Source organism: Marinobacter sp. LV10R520-4 (assembly GCF_002563815.1).
Classification (GTDB): domain Bacteria; phylum Pseudomonadota; class Gammaproteobacteria; order Pseudomonadales; family Oleiphilaceae; genus Marinobacter.
In genome coordinates this window covers 2,113,176-2,128,642 of record NZ_PDJM01000001.1, presented here as the reverse complement: position 1 = coordinate 2,128,642, position 15,467 = coordinate 2,113,176, and the positions used below count along the sequence as shown (strand labels likewise).

At 56.0% G+C, this 15,467-nt stretch carries 19 protein-coding genes and 1 other RNA gene; 14 read left to right on the top strand and 6 right to left on the bottom strand.

Features of this window, described 5'->3' with window-relative positions; all coding sequences use genetic code 11:
* Positions 1-103 precede the first annotated feature (103 nt).
* Positions 104-430 (top strand): outer membrane protein assembly factor BamE, encoded by a 327-nt coding sequence (locus ATG98_RS10300; protein WP_098420986.1) that lies wholly within the window; start codon positions 104-106, stop codon positions 428-430.
* Between the two features lie 23 nt (positions 431-453).
* Here ATG98_RS10300 and ATG98_RS10295 read toward each other — a convergent pair whose 3' ends face one another.
* The 3 genes from ATG98_RS10295 to ATG98_RS10285 are packed head-to-tail and all read right to left on the bottom strand — an operon-like array spanning position 454 to position 2,571.
* Complete coding sequence (locus tag ATG98_RS10295; RefSeq protein ID WP_098420985.1) at positions 454-735, bottom strand: RnfH family protein; 282 nt, start codon at positions 733-735, stop codon at positions 454-456.
* Positions 732-1,175, bottom strand: a complete 444-nt coding sequence (locus tag ATG98_RS10290; protein ID WP_098420984.1) for a type II toxin-antitoxin system RatA family toxin — start codon at positions 1,173-1,175, stop codon at positions 732-734. Before ATG98_RS10290 ends, ATG98_RS10295 begins: the two co-directional genes overlap by 4 nt.
* A gap of 19 nt (positions 1,176-1,194) precedes the next feature.
* A complete protein-coding gene (locus tag ATG98_RS10285; RefSeq protein ID WP_098422871.1) occupies positions 1,195-2,571 on the bottom strand; it encodes a sodium-dependent transporter in 1,377 nt (458 codons plus the stop codon).
* Between the two features lie 176 nt (positions 2,572-2,747).
* On the opposite strand from ATG98_RS10285, the gene smpB reads away from it, so the two are divergent.
* From smpB to ATG98_RS10260, 5 genes are all read left to right on the top strand, one after another.
* Positions 2,748-3,227 (top strand): SsrA-binding protein SmpB, encoded by a 480-nt coding sequence (smpB, locus tag ATG98_RS10280; RefSeq protein WP_098422869.1) that lies wholly within the window; start codon positions 2,748-2,750, stop codon positions 3,225-3,227.
* A 45-nt stretch (positions 3,228-3,272) separates the two neighbouring features.
* Entirely contained in the window at positions 3,273-4,655 is a 1,383-nt protein-coding gene (locus ATG98_RS10275) for a wax ester/triacylglycerol synthase family O-acyltransferase (RefSeq protein WP_098422868.1), read from the top strand.
* Between the two features lie 57 nt (positions 4,656-4,712).
* Positions 4,713-5,075: a transfer-messenger RNA gene (ssrA, locus tag ATG98_RS10270) on the top strand.
* A gap of 346 nt (positions 5,076-5,421) precedes the next feature.
* Positions 5,422-5,712 carry a DUF1778 domain-containing protein gene (locus ATG98_RS10265; protein WP_098420962.1) on the top strand — a complete coding sequence of 97 codons (291 nt, stop codon included), beginning with the start codon at positions 5,422-5,424 and terminating at the stop codon, positions 5,710-5,712.
* Positions 5,709-6,212 carry a GNAT family N-acetyltransferase gene (locus ATG98_RS10260; protein ID WP_098422866.1) on the top strand — a complete coding sequence of 168 codons (504 nt, stop codon included), beginning with the start codon at positions 5,709-5,711 and terminating at the stop codon, positions 6,210-6,212. Before ATG98_RS10265 ends, ATG98_RS10260 begins: the two co-directional genes overlap by 4 nt.
* A 31-nt stretch (positions 6,213-6,243) precedes the next feature.
* Here the strand turns inward: ATG98_RS10260 and ATG98_RS10255 are convergent, their stop codons facing one another.
* The gene (locus ATG98_RS10255; protein ID WP_323807759.1) at positions 6,244-6,948 is read right to left on the bottom strand and encodes a DMT family transporter; all 705 of its coding nucleotides are present in this window, start codon (positions 6,946-6,948) and stop codon (positions 6,244-6,246) included.
* A 47-nt stretch (positions 6,949-6,995) separates the two neighbouring features.
* Entirely contained in the window at positions 6,996-7,172 is a 177-nt protein-coding gene (locus ATG98_RS21985) for a hypothetical protein (RefSeq protein ID WP_218925855.1), read from the bottom strand.
* A gap of 325 nt (positions 7,173-7,497) precedes the next feature.
* Between ATG98_RS21985 and ATG98_RS10250 the strand changes: the two genes are divergently transcribed.
* Complete coding sequence (locus ATG98_RS10250; protein ID WP_098420958.1) at positions 7,498-8,775, top strand: MFS transporter; 1,278 nt, start codon at positions 7,498-7,500, stop codon at positions 8,773-8,775.
* 50 nt (positions 8,776-8,825) lie between these two features.
* Here the strand turns inward: ATG98_RS10250 and ATG98_RS10245 are convergent, their stop codons facing one another.
* A complete protein-coding gene (locus tag ATG98_RS10245; RefSeq protein ID WP_098420957.1) occupies positions 8,826-9,710 on the bottom strand; it encodes a helix-turn-helix transcriptional regulator in 885 nt (294 codons plus the stop codon).
* A 115-nt stretch (positions 9,711-9,825) separates the two neighbouring features.
* On the opposite strand from ATG98_RS10245, the gene ATG98_RS10240 reads away from it, so the two are divergent.
* The 7 genes from ATG98_RS10240 to ATG98_RS10210 all read left to right on the top strand — a co-directional run bounded on the left by ATG98_RS10240 (position 9,826) and on the right by ATG98_RS10210 (position 15,455).
* On the top strand, positions 9,826-10,524 hold the full coding sequence (locus ATG98_RS10240; RefSeq protein WP_098420956.1) for an ABC transporter permease: 699 nt from the start codon (positions 9,826-9,828) through the stop codon (positions 10,522-10,524).
* Positions 10,521-11,264, top strand: coding sequence for an ATP-binding cassette domain-containing protein (locus ATG98_RS10235; protein WP_098420955.1), 744 nt, complete (start codon positions 10,521-10,523; stop codon positions 11,262-11,264). The genes ATG98_RS10240 and ATG98_RS10235 overlap by 4 nt, the downstream gene beginning before the upstream one ends.
* A gap of 70 nt (positions 11,265-11,334) precedes the next feature.
* Positions 11,335-12,141, top strand: a complete 807-nt coding sequence (locus tag ATG98_RS10230; protein WP_098420954.1) for a substrate-binding domain-containing protein — start codon at positions 11,335-11,337, stop codon at positions 12,139-12,141.
* A 65-nt stretch (positions 12,142-12,206) separates the two neighbouring features.
* Positions 12,207-13,076, top strand: a complete 870-nt coding sequence (gene fdhD, locus ATG98_RS10225; protein ID WP_098420953.1) for a formate dehydrogenase accessory sulfurtransferase FdhD — start codon at positions 12,207-12,209, stop codon at positions 13,074-13,076.
* Positions 13,077-13,108: 32 nt separating this feature from the next.
* The gene (mobA, locus tag ATG98_RS10220) at positions 13,109-13,696 is read left to right on the top strand and encodes a molybdenum cofactor guanylyltransferase MobA (RefSeq protein ID WP_098420952.1); all 588 of its coding nucleotides are present in this window, start codon (positions 13,109-13,111) and stop codon (positions 13,694-13,696) included.
* Complete coding sequence (gene mobB, locus ATG98_RS10215; RefSeq protein ID WP_228706082.1) at positions 13,672-14,190, top strand: molybdopterin-guanine dinucleotide biosynthesis protein B; 519 nt, start codon at positions 13,672-13,674, stop codon at positions 14,188-14,190. The genes mobA and mobB overlap by 25 nt, the downstream gene beginning before the upstream one ends.
* A 17-nt stretch (positions 14,191-14,207) precedes the next feature.
* A complete protein-coding gene (locus ATG98_RS10210) occupies positions 14,208-15,455 on the top strand; it encodes a molybdopterin-binding protein (protein WP_098420951.1) in 1,248 nt (415 codons plus the stop codon).
* Positions 15,456-15,467 lie beyond the last annotated feature (12 nt).

The window sequence follows — 15,467 nt, the reverse complement described above, 5'->3', positions numbered from 1 at the left end:
TGTGCCTTGCGGCTTCCGGTATGATAGGGCCGCCATTTTAGGATCAACCCGTGCGACATCTGCCATTGGCAGGCATTTTCAAGATAGAGGATTTCCCCCGGCGATGCAAAAGCTCATAGCTCTTATTCTCACTCTTTTTCTGACTGGCTGTGCCTTTCCCGGCGTTTACAAAATCAACGTCCAACAAGGTAATATTGTCACCAACAAAGAGTTGACCGCACTGACGGAAGGCATGCCCCGCAGCCAGGTTCACGCGGTAATGGGCACACCGCTGATGCTCAATCCTGTAGACACATCACGGGAATATTACGTTTATACGTTCCAACGTGCAGGCGGAGACATCGAAGAACAGCGCATTATCGTGTATTACGATGACGACCGCTTCTCCCACTACGAAGCACAATTGCTGGAAGAGACGCCCGCCTACTAAAGCTAGACTGAAGCTATAAGTGCCTACTGCTTTTTAGCTCTGTTCAATCGCGCCTGCTTGGGGTCAATCACGAGCGGGCGGTACAACTCTATACGGTCACCCACCTGCACTTGATGCTGGCCCGGCTGTTTTATTGCCTTACCAAAAATGCCCATGTCAGTATTTTCAGGATCCAGCTCCGGGAACCGCTCACAGATGGACGACGCCTTGACTGCGTCCAACATACTGGTGCCCTCAGACACATCCACCGTTACAATTTCCTGCCGTTCAGGCAACGCGTAAGCCACTTCTACCCGAATACTCATGAGCCTTTTCCATAAACGGCATCCGCCCGCCGGCAAAACGCATCTACCATTGTATTTGCCGCCTGATTGAAAATAGGCCCGAAGGTCATCCGTGCCAAAGATCCGGAAAACTCGAAATCCAGGGTTAGAATCACCTTGCAGGCGTTGTCTTGTAGCGGCCTGAAATGCCAGCGCCCGCTAAGATTGCTAAAAGGCCCGTCCACCAACTGCATCTCGATGGCTTCGGGCATCAAGAGCTGGTTGCGCGTGGTCAGAATATGGCTCAAACCGCCTTTGGCGATTTCCATCGAAGCGGTGACATGCTGCTCATCTTGCCGCTGCACACTGGCGCTACGGCACCATGGCAGAAATTCCGGATAACGGGCAACGTCGTTAACCAGGTGAAACATGCGCTCGGCGGAATGCCACACCAACGCGGTTTTATCAATCTGATGAGCCATTGGGCAAAACGGTCCTGTCTTATAAAAGAATAAATGTGTAGTGCAGGCCGATGTACACAACAACCAGCGGCAACACCCAACGCATTACCTTATACCAGCCATCAAACAACCAACCGGGCGTATTGCCCAGAATTCTTTGCAATAAACGTCGGGTAAGGCACCAGCCAGCAAACAGCGACAACATCACCCCAACAACCGGTATAAACACGCCACCGGAGATCAATTCCAACCAGCGAAACAGTGTTGCGCCCGCGGGCCGATAACTGCTCCATATATTCAGCGAATACAGCGACAGCAGGCCCAGCAGCCAACAGGAAACCAGAACCAGCAAGGTCGCTTTGCCCCGCGATAAATCCGTGCGCTCCCGCAGCCAGCCAATCACCGGTTCCATCAGCGCCAATGCACTGGCCCAAATCACCATTACCAGCATTAAAAATAGCAGGGCAATAACCACCTGACTGGCAGGCAACTGGCCCAGCGCCGCAGGCAAGGCCACAAACAACAGACCAAAACCCCTGCTGGCCTGACTACCATCAACATCTACCACCACTGCAAACAGCGCCAGCCCTGCCAGAACGGCAACCAGAGTATCCAGCAAAACCACGGCCAGAACAGAGCGTTTCAACCGGGTGTATGGCGAACTATAAGCACCAAAAATGGCCCACACACCCACGCCCAAGCCCAAGGTAAAAAAGGCATGAAACAGCGCGTCTCTAACGCTGTCCATCGTGACATCCTGGGGGTGTAGCCCCAGCATACGCGTGATCGCAGCACCGGGTTCACCGAAATAAACTGCAAACCCGACAAACCCCGCAAGCAAAATCAGAGTGGCCGGCACCAGCAGGCGAAACGCACGTTCCAGGCCGCGAACCACGCCGCGCATAGACACACCGGCCACCAGCAACAAAAAGAAACCGTGCCAGGCCATGAACACCGGGTATCGTTGCGGGTCAGACACCAGGCGTGACAACACGCCTGCCGCATGGGCGGCCGTATTACCGGTAAAGTCCCCACTGGCGCCAAAAAACACCCAGGCCAGCGCAATAGCGCCAAATACAGCGGTATAAGACAACACCACAAAGGCCGCTAGCACACTCAAGTAAGCCAGCCATACCCAATTGCGGGAGCGCTTGGCAGTGAGCACGAAGTTGTCCATCGCCCGCACCATTCCATGACGGCTATAGCGGCCAAACGACGTTTCGGTAATCGCCAGTGGCAGAGTGATTAACAACAGGCAGGCCAAATAAAGCAGAATAAAAAGCCCGCCGCCGTGGCGACTGGCCAGATAGGGAAATTGCCAAAAGTTGGCCAATCCCACAGTAGCGCCCGTCGCCGCCCAGAAAAACGTGGACTTGCGGGTAAATGATCCCATCTGTGCCTGAAGATGCGGCGGCATGAACAATCCGGTCAAAAATGATCGCCTATTGTAGCCGATACCGGTTGTAGCGCACGACCTGTTGCCAGCAGGCGGGTGAATTCGTGACCGGTCTGGCACTCCTGAGCTACAATAGACGCTTTGCCGGACCAGCAATCGCCGGCCGGAACATTTGTGCGACGTCGGATAAGGGATTCATGAGCAAGAAAAAACCCGGTACTCCAAGCAGTACCATCGCGCTGAACAAAAAAGCCAAACACGAATACCACATTGAAGACCGCTTCGAGGCCGGTATGTCCCTGCTGGGCTGGGAAGTGAAGTCCATGCGCGCAGGCAAAACACAGCTAACTGACTCTTACGTGCTGCTGAAAGACGGCGAAGCCTGGCTGCTGGGGGCTCATATTACGCCGCTGACCACTGCGTCTACACACGTAATTGCAGATCCTACTCGGACTCGAAAACTGCTGTTGCACGCCAAGGAAATCGCTAAAATTGTGGATTCGGTCGGGCAAGAAGGCCATACCTGCATACCACTGGCGCTTTACTGGAAAAAGAACAAAGTGAAATGCGAGATCGCGCTGGTAAAAGGCAAAAAGCTGTTCGACAAGCGCGCCACCGAAAAAGAACGGGATTGGAACCGCCAGAAGCAACGGGTGCTGCGCGAGGCTAATATCTGAGATGGCGCTCTAAATAACGCCGGCCTCTGGCCTAAAGGAAGGCTCATGAGCAAGATTACGCAAACCCCCATGTCAGGTGTCGACCTTTCCTGGTTGCGCATGGACACGCCGGAAAACCCGATGATGATTTCATCGGTGCTGATCTTTGACGCGCCCATTGCCATCGCCGACCTGAAGCGGGTGCTGAACGAGCGTTTTCTGAAATTTCGTCGCTTTCGCCAGCGTGTTGTGGAAAAAAGCGGCAAAGTATACTGGCAAGACGACGCACTGTTTAACCTGGATAACCACGTGCACCGCCGCGCCCTGCCCGGCAACGCCGACAAAGCCGAACTTCAGGCTCTGGTGAGTGACCTGAACAGCAGCACCATGGATTTTCGCCGGCCGCTGTGGCAAATCGATTACGTCGACAACTACCAGGGCGGCTGCGCAGTGATCATGCGCATTCATCACTGCATTGCTGATGGTATATCCCTGGTGCGGGTACTGCTTTCGCTCACCGACTCAACACCGCAGCCTGGCCTGCCAAAACCGCGGCCAGCCAGACCTAAAAAAGCCGTGTTAAAGCCCCTCAACCGCTGGATGCACAAGGCTGTCAGCAGCGCCCAGGTAGCTGGCCAGCAAGCGGGCATTCTGTTCCAGTCACTGCGATCAGAGCCAGGCTACGCTTTGCGCCTGATTGGCACCGCCGGCGATATCACCCTGGACTTGCTGAAGCTGGGTTTGATGCCCTTTGATCCAAAAACCGGCCTGCGCCAACCCCTGTGCGGTCGCAAACAGGTCGCCTGGGCCGAAGCCCTTAACCTGAACGACGTCAAGCGCTGCGCCAAAGCCATGGGCGGCACCATTAACGATACGCTGCTGTGCGCTGCAACCGGCGCCATACGCCGCCACCTGCTAGAAAGCAATGAGGCGATTCCCGACTGCGGAATCCGCGTAGCCGTGCCGTTTAACTTGCGACCACTGAACCAGCCCATTTCCGAACTGGGCAATCAGTTTGGCTTGATGCTGGTTAGCCTGCCCATCGAAATTGACGGCCCAAAGGCACGCTTTCAGCAGATTCAAAACACTATGAACGAGCTCAAACGGTCTTACCAGGCGCAGGTAACCTACAGCCTGCTGGATCTTTTTGGCCGCGGCCCGGACATGCTCGAACGCCGGGCCTTGGCAATGCTCAGTAACAAAGCCTCAGCCGTACTGACCAACGTGCCCGGCCCGCGGGAAGCGGTTTACCTGGCCGGCAGCGTGCAGTTCGGCATTACCGTAGACCAAAGCATACAGGCCTGCCCCAACGCCATCATGGACTACTTTCACAACAGCTTTTACGAGCTGGCCGCAGCGGCCGGTATCGAACTTGAAACCCCCGCAAAACCACGCGCTGCCAATGTCAAAACCAAGCCCCCTCGGCGCAAGTGCAAGCAACCGGCTTAAATTCTCTGGCACACAGCCCTTGAAGTTAGCAGGAGCACCCACATATACTGTCGGTAAGGGGACGACATGGCTTCGACGCTGGTGGCGAACCCTTGGGTGCATGTCGAGATGGCAGCCAATCTCGTTAATCCAAAGCTGCAACGCAATAGTCGCAAACGACGAAAACTACTCACTAGCAGCGTAAGCTGCTAGTCGTCCTGACTGAGTCGCCCGTAGCTCAGAGCTACATTTCAGGACGTCATCGCTTACGGGATGCTTCGTTATCCAGAGTTCACTGGCTAACGACTAAGATCTAAAGAACTCGCCTCTTACGCCCTGGCCTTCGGGTAGTCTGAGGTTAAATCAGTAGAAGGACACAAGCATGTAGATCCTAAGGCACAGTGCTGGCGGACGCGGGTTCAATTCCCGCCGTCTCCACCAACCAAGAGTTTCAAGGGGTCCAGCGAGACCCACTGAAACGCCCTAAAGCCCCGGAAACGGGGCTTTTTTTTGCCTGCCTCATCCATATTGATCCATTGGCATCCATGATCAGGTGCAGCTCGAAAATGACGACATGGAAAAACTTGGAACAGATTTATTTAATTGCACATTTTACGTTACCGGCGATGTGTCGTTGCCCTCGCCTGACAATCGAGAAATAGATCTGTTCCGGTTCTATGCAGTTCATGATCGATCCAGGTGATGTGTAAATTAACATCGTTTTATCTGTAATGACATTAGCAGTACGCCCTGCTACGCTTGGAACTATCAATAGAGGAATCTCATTATGATTTCAGCAAACACTGATCAGCCCAAGCGTGAAACCCTGAACATTCGGATAAAACCCGAAGAGCGTGGCTTAATTGATCGCGCCGCTAAGGCTCGGGGAAAGAATCGTACAGAGTTCGTTCTTGAAGCAGCTCGCATTGCCGCCGAGGAGGCCATTTTGGATCAGGCCATACTGTCAGTGACACCGGAGGCGTATCAGGCGTTCCTTGAACAGCTGGACCTGCCTCCGAAACCGAATGAGCGGTTGCGTAAGACCATGCAAGCTTCTGCACCTTGGGATACTGAATGATGCTATCTGCGCCCACACCCATTGGGCCTGAGCACGACACGGAGCGTTTTGATTCTACAGAGTCCAGTTTGGACTACTGGCTTAAGCGCCGTGCATTGAAGAATCAGGCCAGTGGCGCATCCCGAACCTTTGTGGTGTGTGAGGGCGATCAGGTGAAAGCCTATTACGCCTTGGCGTCCGGTGCCGCGGTTGCAAACCATACCTCGGGGCGCTTCAAGCGGAACATGCCTGATCCGATTCCTGTTGTGGTACTTGGGCGGCTGGCTATTGATCGTACGTATCAAGGCTCAGGGTTGGGCAGAGCCCTCGTCCGCGACGCTGGACTGCGAGTTATCCAGGCGGCTGATGCCATTGGTATCCGGGGGATGGTGGTTCATGCCCTGTCAGAGTCGGCTAAAGATTTTTATCAACGGCTGGGCTTCAACCCTTCGCCCCTTGATCCAATGATGCTGATGGTTACGCTGAGCGATTTAAGAGCCAGTGTTCAAGAAACGAGTTAAAACGTGCTCTTATGCCTGCGACCAACGCTCGTCAATGTACACATTGCGAGTGACAGACATGGGCTGGTCGGTCCGGATCGCCCCGGGACATGTCCCGGGTCAGCCAGACACCGGCGCCGAGTAACATGACGCCACCGTACAACATGCTGAGTGCCGGCACTTCGTTGAAGATCAAAAAGCCCCACATCGTAGCGACTGTGGGTGAGACGATGATATCAATCAGCGAATAAATGTTGGCGTTAATGGACTTGAGCACGATCGAGATACCGAAATAGGCGAAGCCCATGGATATCAGGCCCAGCCCCGCTGCCCAAAGCATGACAGGCAAGGACATCCCGAGACTCTCATAGCGAATCATGCCGGTGATATCTCTAGTGCCCACGACGAACACCGAGGGTGACATGATCAGCTCCGCAAACAGCAGAGACCAGGCAATATCGTTGCCGGTTTCGGTTTTTCCCTCATGGCGCAAATAGGTGATCATGGCCGCATAGATTGCTCCCACGCCCAGCGTCACCATGTTACCGAGCATGTAGCCGTCCTGCAGCGGTTTGGCAATCACAATACCAGTCAGGGCGATCGCGAAAATGAGGATATAGCTTTTTTTCGCTTTCTCACCCAGAAAAAACCAAGACAGAATAAACGTGAAGAAAGGCGCAACGCTCCAGAAAATCACCGCATTGGCAATGGGTACCAGGGTCATGGTGTAGTTGAAAAAGCCACTCTGCCCCGCAATCAGTGCTCCGATCAGAAAGGTGTCTTTCCAGTTGCCACGGGGGCAGTTTAAGGGGCTGTTTGTTGGCCCATGGCATAGCCAGCATCAGCAATGCCGTTGCGAAAAGAAAGGCGTAAAATGTCTGTGTCTGAACCGGTATCCGGCCGTCCGTCCGTCAGCTTGACGAAAACACCGATGGTCGCCTCCGACATGGTGATCAGAACCAGCAACACCCAGGTTTTCATCGGAGCCTCCTCGTCGATTTGGCTGCAAAGCAGTGCAGGTCATTGACGAACGTCGAAGACTGAGTAGTCTGAATTTTTAGAACGAACCAATGACATCCATATTCATCATAGATGATTACCTGCATGTCCTCGGAAAAGCATGACCTTATTCACGAAATGCCCGAATCTGCGTCGGGGCGTTATTTGTCGGAAAAACTGGTGCAGGTTTATTTTTAAACACCATCTCTGGTACAACTAAATAAAGCTCAAGTTGCGTCTATAAATCTGACCCGGTTTCCGCGCTCCTGTTTCCACGAATCCTCAATGCCTGACTGGCGGAGGCGGCATGAAGTCTCTCTCGAATACAGGGTTTGCGCTCTTTGGTGCTGCGCTAATCGCGATCAGCTACGGGCTCGCGCGCTTTGCCTTTGGTCTATTTGTACCCCCTATCCGGGCCGAGCTGGGTCTTACGCCAGAAGTAATCGGTATCATCGGCGCACTGCCGCTTATCAGTTTCCTTCTGGCGACGTTGGTGGCACCGCTCTCCGCCGATCGTCTCGGTGCCCGCAATACGGCCGTTCTGTCGTGTGGTTTCGGCGTCGTCGGTCTGGCGCTTATCAGCCAGGCGTCTGATGCTCTGTCGCTCGGCGTGGGCGTGTTCGCGTGCGGCATCTGCACCGGCCTTATGATGCCGGCGCTCACGGCCGCCATGCAGGCGATGGTGAGCCGCTCGGTGCACGGCCGTGTCAGTTCAGTCATGAATGCGGGCACCAGCATTGGTGTAGTCGTTGCCGTACCGGTGGTTCTTTTCCTGTCTGGCGCTTGGCGGTCCGCGTACCTGTCCTTCGCCATCCTGGCGGGGATTGGCGTCGTTGCCGCGTGGTACTTTATCCCTTCCGTGTCTCGGGTCATTCCCGCGAACGCTGCGTCGACCACTCCAATCAGCGCCCTGCAGTGGTGGCGTCTGTTCAGGCTTTCGCTGTTTGCATTCGTGATGGGCTTCGTTTCCTCTGCGTACTGGATCTTCGCACCCGATTTACTGGTCACCCTCGGCGGCCTACCGCTCTCTGCAACCGGGTGGCTGTGGCTAGCGGTTGGCATCGCCGGCATCGGAGGTGCATTGGTGGCCGACCTGGCCGATCGCAACAACCCACCCATTACACACTCACTGATGCTGGTGATGTTATCCGCGAGCTTGGCACTGCTTGCTGCCAGCCCTGATCAGCTGGTGCTCGCGGCATTCTCTGCGCTGGTCTTCGGTCTGGCCTATATGAGCCTGACGGGGCTCTATCTTATGACCGGTATTCGCCTGTTGCCGGGCCGATTGTCGATGGGGCCGGTACTGCCATTCATGGCTGTCTCGCTCGGGCAGGCAACTGGTTCGCCTGTTGTCGGCATGCTGGTGAGCGAATTCGGCTACGCCAATGCGTTTGCCACCTTTTCCGCCATCGGCATCCTGGTAGCAATGTTGTCGCCTCTGTACCCGCGCTACATTGACCATGAGCCCGAGGAGGAGGAACAGGTTGAAGACCAAACCGGTCTTCAGGCAGCTTACAATTACCAGCTCCTGGGCGAAGATGGCGAGCCTCTGGCACCCGTCGCGGATGAGGCCGAGAACCCTTAGCAGACCACAGCACATTGGTGGCTAACGGCGAACGGAGAGGCAATGGACGCTCATGCGTTGTACATCACTTGTCCAAGCTCGCTGATATCGTAACCGCCTAGTTCTCCGGCGCGTTGAGCGAACCGTTTGCATTGTGCAAACGCCAGTAGGCGCTGACAGGCCGGTTCAAAGTAGTGCCGGCGGCGCATGGCCAGATCAAAATGCTCCTGCTGCAGTGGAATAAAAGCCAGTCTCTGCCGTCGCGCAGCGGCTTCGATTGCAAGGCCCACGTCGGCCTCACCCTGGCGAATGGCCAGAGCGAGATCGTCCTCACTGAGCGACGGGTTAGCGGCCCAGGTAAGATCTTTGGGGTCGATACGTTCGCGAGTAAGAAAACTCTGCAGCAACTGGCTCGCGCCTGCATCAAGCTGACGATAGGCGACACGAACGCCGGGACGAGCGATGTCTTCAAATCGAGAAATGCGATGGGGATTATCATAAGCTAGAAGTAGCCCCTGCTGGCGTTTCGCCCAGCGAATCAGCACCAGGTCACGCATGCCGCCCAGGCCTAGCGTAGCGGGGTCGTTATAGCGTTGGCTTTCCGCATGCCAGATATGCATACCGGCAAGCATTGCGCGGCCGTCGATCAGTCGCTGAACACCATCTCCGCTTCCCTGACACAACAACGCCAGCTCGGCGCCGCTTTCTTTGATAGCCCATTCCAACAGCGGATCCTGGCTGCCCGCCAGCACCGGTGGAGTCGGCAGGCCTGCCGCGTCGTCCCCTTCCAGATGGTTCATCAGCCACAGATCGATACGCTGACGCGGAAATAGCAGCTTTCCTGTCACTCGCACGCAGGGAATAACGCCCTGGCTGACCAGATCATAGACTTTGCGTTCTTTCAGGCGCAGATAATCTGCGACTTCCGCTGTAGTGAGGTAAGCGGGAAAGGACATCGTATCTCCTGCTGCGTGGATAAACGTAAGGCTGTTTTAGACTGCATGGATTTCAACAAGCAGTGCAAAGCGTAATGGAAAACAACATTATGCTCAATATTAAGGAGACGCCGCTGTGGAAAATAATGCGTTTTATGTGGCGCTGTCGTTACTGATGAACCTGGACGCCGCATTATTTCAGATTGTGGCTCTATCGCTGCAGGTTTCGCTTTTGGCAGTGCTGGCTGCGGCCCTGCTGGGGTTTCCGCTGGGTGCAGCGGTCGCGCTGTGGCACTTTCCCGGGCGCGGAGGGGTGATTGTCGCGCTTAATGCCCTGATGGGACTGCCCCCCGTTGTGGCCGGGCTGACTGTCTACTTGCTGCTCTCGCGTGCTGGGCCTCTTGGCGAATTGGGGCTTCTGTTTACGCCGACGGCTATGGTGGTTGCGCAGTTCGTGCTTGTGTTGCCGATTCTGGCGGCGCTGTCACGCCAAAAGGTGGAGGAGCTTCTGGGTGAGTACCGGGAACAATTCATTTCACTGGGTATGTCGCGGTTACGAATGATGCCGACCTTGTTGTGGGACGCCCGCTTTACGCTATTGACCGTATTACTCGCCGGGTTCGGCCGCGCCAGCGCCGAGGTGGGCGCTGTAATGATGGTAGGAGGCAACATTGATGGTGTCACACGGGTAATGACGACTGCCATCGTGCTGGAAACCAGCAAGGGCGACCTTCCGCTAGCGCTGGGGCTCGGGATCGTACTGCTGACGCTGGTAATGCTAATTAATGCAGGCGCTTATGTGGTGAGCGAATTGGCCAAAAGGCGGGTGGGATGACTTCATTTAACGCACTGCTCAACGCCGCGTCCACGCTTTGCCCGCCAACAGCGTTGCGCTTTGAGGGCGTTGCTTTCAGCCACCTGGGCGAGACACTGTTAGGGCCTTGTTCATTTACCCTGACGGGGCCTGGCCCCACACTGGTTATGGGGCCTAATGGCGCTGGAAAAAGCATTTTGCTGCGACTGGCCCACGGCCTGCTTTCCCCCACCCAGGGACAGGTGTCCTGGTCCGGCGAGGGGCGGCCCCGCCAAGCAATGGTGTTCCAAAACCCGGTGCTGTTGCGCCGCTCAGCGGTTGCCAACCTCACCCACGCGCTGGCGGTCAACAATATCCCGCGCAAGGCCCGCAGGAAGCTCGCCGTTGAGGCTCTTGAGCGCTTTGGTCTGACTGCCCGCGCCGCTACGCCGGCTCGCGTGCTCTCGGGCGGTGAACAGCAGCGTCTGGCTCTGGCTCGCGCCTGGGTGCTTGCCCCCGCTGTGCTGTTTTTGGATGAACCCACTTCCGCGCTTGATCCGGCGGCGATCAAAGCCGTGGAAACCGCCGTGCGCGAGTTTCATCAGCGGGGAACACGCATCGTCATGACCACTCACGACCTACACCAGGCCAAACGTCTTGCCGGGGATGTGCTCTTTCTTGCCGGCGGAAAAATAAAAGAGCACACCCTCGCTGAATCCTTTTTTAGCTCACCTGCCTCAAAAGAGGCGCGAGCGTTTATTGCCGGAGAACTGGTCGAATAGTCCGGTTCTTGCGGCTTTGCCAAGTAGTTGTTCAACGCAAGTTTTCAAAGCACGACAGGAGAATAACAAAATGAGAAAAACCTTAACCCTCGTCCTCGCAGGCTTGACCACCCTGAGCCTGGCCGCTGGTGCCTACGCCGAAGACTACATTACGCTTGCCTCGACAACCTCGACCGAAAACTCGGGGCTATTCAATGCCATTCTGCCGCAGTTCAAGGCGGCCACCGATATCGATGTGCGTGTCGTTGCGGTAGGCACCGGGCAGGCCTTCGAGATCGCCCGCCGCGGTGATGCAGACAGCCTTTTGGTACATGATACGGCCGGCGAGTTGCGCTTTATAGAAAACGGCTATGCTACTGAGCGCGTCGATGTTATGTACAACGACTTCGTAGTGATCGGCCCGGACAATGATCCGGCGAATGTCGGGCAAGCTCAAACCGCCGCCGAAGCGTTCGCGAACATCGCCAAGGCACAGGCTCCATTTGCCTCACGCGGCGATGACAGTGGCACCAATCGCGCCGAGCTGCGCCGCTGGAAAAATGCCGGCGTTGAGCCTGCTGGCGACTGGTACCGCGAACTCGGCAGCGGCATGGGCCCAACGCTCAATACCGCCGCAGCCATGGATGCCTACGTGATGTCAGACCGTGCCACCTGGGTGGCATTTAAAAACCGGCAGAACCTGACACTACTTTTTGAAGGCGACGACGTGTTGTTCAACCAGTACGGCAGCCTGCTGCTTTCCAAAGAAAAGCACCCGCATCTCAAGCACGATCTAGCTGAAAAGTGGCACAAGTGGCTCATCTCCGCGCAGGGCCAAAAAGCGATTGCCGACTTCCAGGTAGACGGACAACAGCTCTTTTTCCCCAATGCAAAATAGGCTAGTCTTTATGACCCGCCACTGAGGCCCAAGCTCGTGGCGTTTCTGAAAGGACAGCAACAAACATGACGATGACCTATCTTCTGCCGAACCCTGCCGACCCTCGGCTATCCCGTAGGGTTGAAGGCGTTGACGAAAACGGTCAACCGAAGTCGATCAGCGTGATCGAAGAGCGCCCTCTGACCATCTATCTGAACAGTCAGGAGATCGTCACGGCAATGACCATCGGCGATCACCCGGAGTACCTGGCGCTCGGTTTTCTCTTAAATCAGGGTATGCTGAAAGAGACCGACGAGGTCACGGGGATTGATTTCGACGAAGAACTGGAAGTTGTTGTAGTCCGCACCGCGGGTGTTACTGATGTCGAGGAAAAGCTGGAAAAGAAAACCCGCACCTCCGGCTGCGCCGTAGGCACTGTTTTCGGTGACATGATGGCAGGGCTCGACGGGCTGTCATTGCCGGACACGCCGGTGCACACCAGTACCTTTTACGATCTATCCTACCAGATTAACCACACGCCAAGCCTGTACATGGAAACCGGTGCCATTCATGGCACAGCTCTTTGTCAGGGCCGTCAGATTCTAGCCTACATGGAGGATGTCGGACGTCACAATGCGGTCGACAAGATCGCCGGCTGGATGCACTTAACCGGCATTCAGGCGTCGGATAAAGTCCTCTATACCACTGGGCGCCTGACCTCCGAAATGGTGATCAAAACAGCCCTGATGGGGATCCCTACCCTCATCAGCCGGTCAGGTTTTACAGCCTGGGGTGTCGATATTGCCCAACAGGTCGGATTAACGCTGATCGGACGGATGCGAGGCAAGAAATTTACCTGCCTCAGTGGCCAGCACCGCCTGGTGTTTGATCAGGACTTATCGCAGATTCCCGATGAAGAAAAAAAAATGGGCCGCAAGGGCGCTCAGCGTGACTAACTCGATCGGAGCACTATTAATGGGAACGGAACATGACTGAGTGCGCGGTTATTCTGGCGGGTGGCCAGGCAAACCGAATGGGCGGTGGTGACAAAGGTCGATTGATGCTGGGCAATCAGTCATTGATCCATCGTGTCATCGATCGAATCACACCGCAGGTCGCCGCCTTAGTGTTGAATGCCAATGGGGATTTGAGTCGTTTTGATGATCTGCTTTTGCCCGTGGTAGCCGATTCTGTCGCCGATTTTCCGGGCCCGCTGGCCGGTGTGCTCGCAGGCATGGATTGGGCTGCCGAGCAGGGGCATGAATGGCTGATCAGTGTCGCTGCGGATACCCCTTGCTTCCCACTGGATCTGGCAGCACGATTGGCCGAATGCGATACCCCGGTGGTGTTGGCCGCCACGCCGGATCCGGAGCGTGGCCGACTGCCCCAGCCGACCTTTGGCCGTTGGCAGGTCGCTTTGCGACATGATCTGAGGGCCGCCTTAAATGACGGCGTCCGCAAGATCCGCCAATGGACCCAGGCCAAGGGTGAGTCGTTGGTTTTGTTTGGCCCGGACGACTTTTTCAACATTAACACGCCGGAAGATCTGGTGTGGGCGGAGCGGAACCTGAAGTGAACGTTATTGGTATTGTAGGTTGGAAAAACTGCGGGAAAACCACCCTGGTCAGTTCATTGATTCGTGAGCTGACCAGCAGAGGGTTAACGGTAAATTCGATCAAACATGCCCATCATGCGGTGGATGTGGACCAACCCGATACCGATAGCTACCGTCATCGTGATGCCGGTGCCCGGGAGGTCATACTGGCGGGTGGGCAACGCTTCGCTATCATGCACGAGCTGCGCGGCGCAGACGAACCAACACTTGAAGAACTGCTCGCCCGGCTGGGGCCCTGCGATTGGGTTGTAGTCGAGGGATTTAAAAATCATTCACACCCAAAGATTGAAGCGCACAGGCAGGAGTGCACCGTTGCGCCCCTTCACCCGAATGACGCCAGGATCATTGCTGTGACGACAGACTATGCTTCGGATTTTGCCGGCCCCAGTTTTGATTTGAACGATGTAAACGGGATAGCCGACTTTATTCTGAGCCTAAAAAAGCCATCGAAATAGCCATTAACAGGAAAGCCATGAACCCGCTTCGTAACGACTGCTTTGCCCTGCCCCCCGGGGTGAACTGGACACCGGTAGACGAGGCCTTGCAGCGGTTACGGTCCCGCTTACATCCAGTGGTCGGCGTGGATCACGCTGTCCCGCTGTCGCAGGTGAACGGCCGGATACTGGCGAGCGATGTCTATGCGCCTCGCGCTCACCCCCCCAGCAGCAACTCTGCGGTCGATGGCTATGCGTTTGCAGGGCCTTTAACCGAGGTGCCTTGCGCCCTGCCTTTGATTGATGGCCGAAGTGCCGCCGGGGAGCCTTACAGGGAACATGTACCTGAGGGGCACGCTATTCGGATTCTAACCGGCGCCGTGATACCGGCCGGCACGGATACGGTGGTTCTGGAAGAGGACTGCGAAGTCGTCGGTGATCAGCTACATTTGAACGGCACGTTAAAAGCGGGAGCCAACCAGCGTAAGGCCGGTGAAGACATCAAGGCACAGGATCGGATTCTCACGGCAGGTACCCGCCTGACGCCTACCCAGATTTCAGTCCTTGCCAGTGTTGGTGTCGAGTCGGCCGATGTCTATCAGCGGCTTCGCGTCGGAGTCCTGTCCACGGGTGATGAGGTAAAACCGGTCGGCTCGGCAGTCACCGATTGGCAGATTTACGATGCAAATCGCCCGATGCTCAGCGCTCTGGTAGCGCAGCTTGGCTATCAGCTGGTGGACCTGGGCCACGTGCTGGACCGGGCCGAAGACGTCAAAGCGGCTTTAGAGCGCGGAGCTGATCAGTGTGACTTGATCCTGACCAGTGGAGGCATTTCCGCAGGGGACGAGGACCATGTGTCGAAAACACTGAAAGCCCATGGTGAAATCAGTAATTGGCGCATTGCGATTAAACCGGGCCGCCCCCTGGCGCTGGCCATGTTCCAGGGCACGCCGGTGGTGGGTTTACCGGGGAATCCGGTTGCAGCCTGGGTTTGCGCGCTGTGCTTTGGCGCACCTGCGATGGCACTGTTGGCAGGGGGAGAATGGTTCGAACCCCAAGGCTATATGGTTCCCGCCAACTTTCACAAGAACAAGAAGCCAGGGCGCAACGAGATGTTGCGCGCTCGGGTTCGTAATGGGCAGGTTGAGGCATTCGGCTCTGAAGGCTCGGGCCGGGTTACCGGCTTGGCCTGGTCTGACGGTTTAGTGGATTTGGACGACAGCGCCCAACAGATAGAGCCGGGAACACCCGTGAAGTTTATTCCCTATGCCAGCTTCGGACTGTAACGCCTTCCAAGC

What these genes read in the sequence shown, in the direction of transcription:
- ATG98_RS10300 (WP_098420986.1), top strand. Translation starts at nt 104, where the DNA reads ATGCAAAAGCTCATAGCTCTTATTCTCACTCTTTTTCTGACTGGCTGT.
- ATG98_RS10295 (WP_098420985.1), bottom strand. Translation starts at nt 735, where the DNA reads ATGAGTATTCGGGTAGAAGTGGCTTACGCGTTGCCTGAACGGCAGGAA.
- ATG98_RS10290 (WP_098420984.1), bottom strand. Translation starts at nt 1,175, where the DNA reads ATGGCTCATCAGATTGATAAAACCGCGTTGGTGTGGCATTCCGCCGAG.
- ATG98_RS10285 (WP_098422871.1), bottom strand. Translation starts at nt 2,571, where the DNA reads ATGCCGCCGCATCTTCAGGCACAGATGGGATCATTTACCCGCAAGTCC.
- smpB (WP_098422869.1), top strand. Translation starts at nt 2,748, where the DNA reads ATGAGCAAGAAAAAACCCGGTACTCCAAGCAGTACCATCGCGCTGAAC.
- ATG98_RS10275 (WP_098422868.1), top strand. Translation starts at nt 3,273, where the DNA reads ATGAGCAAGATTACGCAAACCCCCATGTCAGGTGTCGACCTTTCCTGG.
- ATG98_RS10265 (WP_098420962.1), top strand. Translation starts at nt 5,422, where the DNA reads ATGATTTCAGCAAACACTGATCAGCCCAAGCGTGAAACCCTGAACATT.
- ATG98_RS10260 (WP_098422866.1), top strand. Translation starts at nt 5,709, where the DNA reads ATGATGCTATCTGCGCCCACACCCATTGGGCCTGAGCACGACACGGAG.
- ATG98_RS21985 (WP_218925855.1), bottom strand. Translation starts at nt 7,172, where the DNA reads ATGAAAACCTGGGTGTTGCTGGTTCTGATCACCATGTCGGAGGCGACC.
- ATG98_RS10250 (WP_098420958.1), top strand. Translation starts at nt 7,498, where the DNA reads ATGAAGTCTCTCTCGAATACAGGGTTTGCGCTCTTTGGTGCTGCGCTA.
- ATG98_RS10245 (WP_098420957.1), bottom strand. Translation starts at nt 9,710, where the DNA reads ATGTCCTTTCCCGCTTACCTCACTACAGCGGAAGTCGCAGATTATCTG.
- ATG98_RS10235 (WP_098420955.1), top strand. Translation starts at nt 10,521, where the DNA reads ATGACTTCATTTAACGCACTGCTCAACGCCGCGTCCACGCTTTGCCCG.
- ATG98_RS10230 (WP_098420954.1), top strand. Translation starts at nt 11,335, where the DNA reads ATGAGAAAAACCTTAACCCTCGTCCTCGCAGGCTTGACCACCCTGAGC.
- fdhD (WP_098420953.1), top strand. Translation starts at nt 12,207, where the DNA reads ATGACGATGACCTATCTTCTGCCGAACCCTGCCGACCCTCGGCTATCC.
- mobA (WP_098420952.1), top strand. Translation starts at nt 13,109, where the DNA reads ATGACTGAGTGCGCGGTTATTCTGGCGGGTGGCCAGGCAAACCGAATG.
- ATG98_RS10210 (WP_098420951.1), top strand. Translation starts at nt 14,208, where the DNA reads ATGAACCCGCTTCGTAACGACTGCTTTGCCCTGCCCCCCGGGGTGAAC.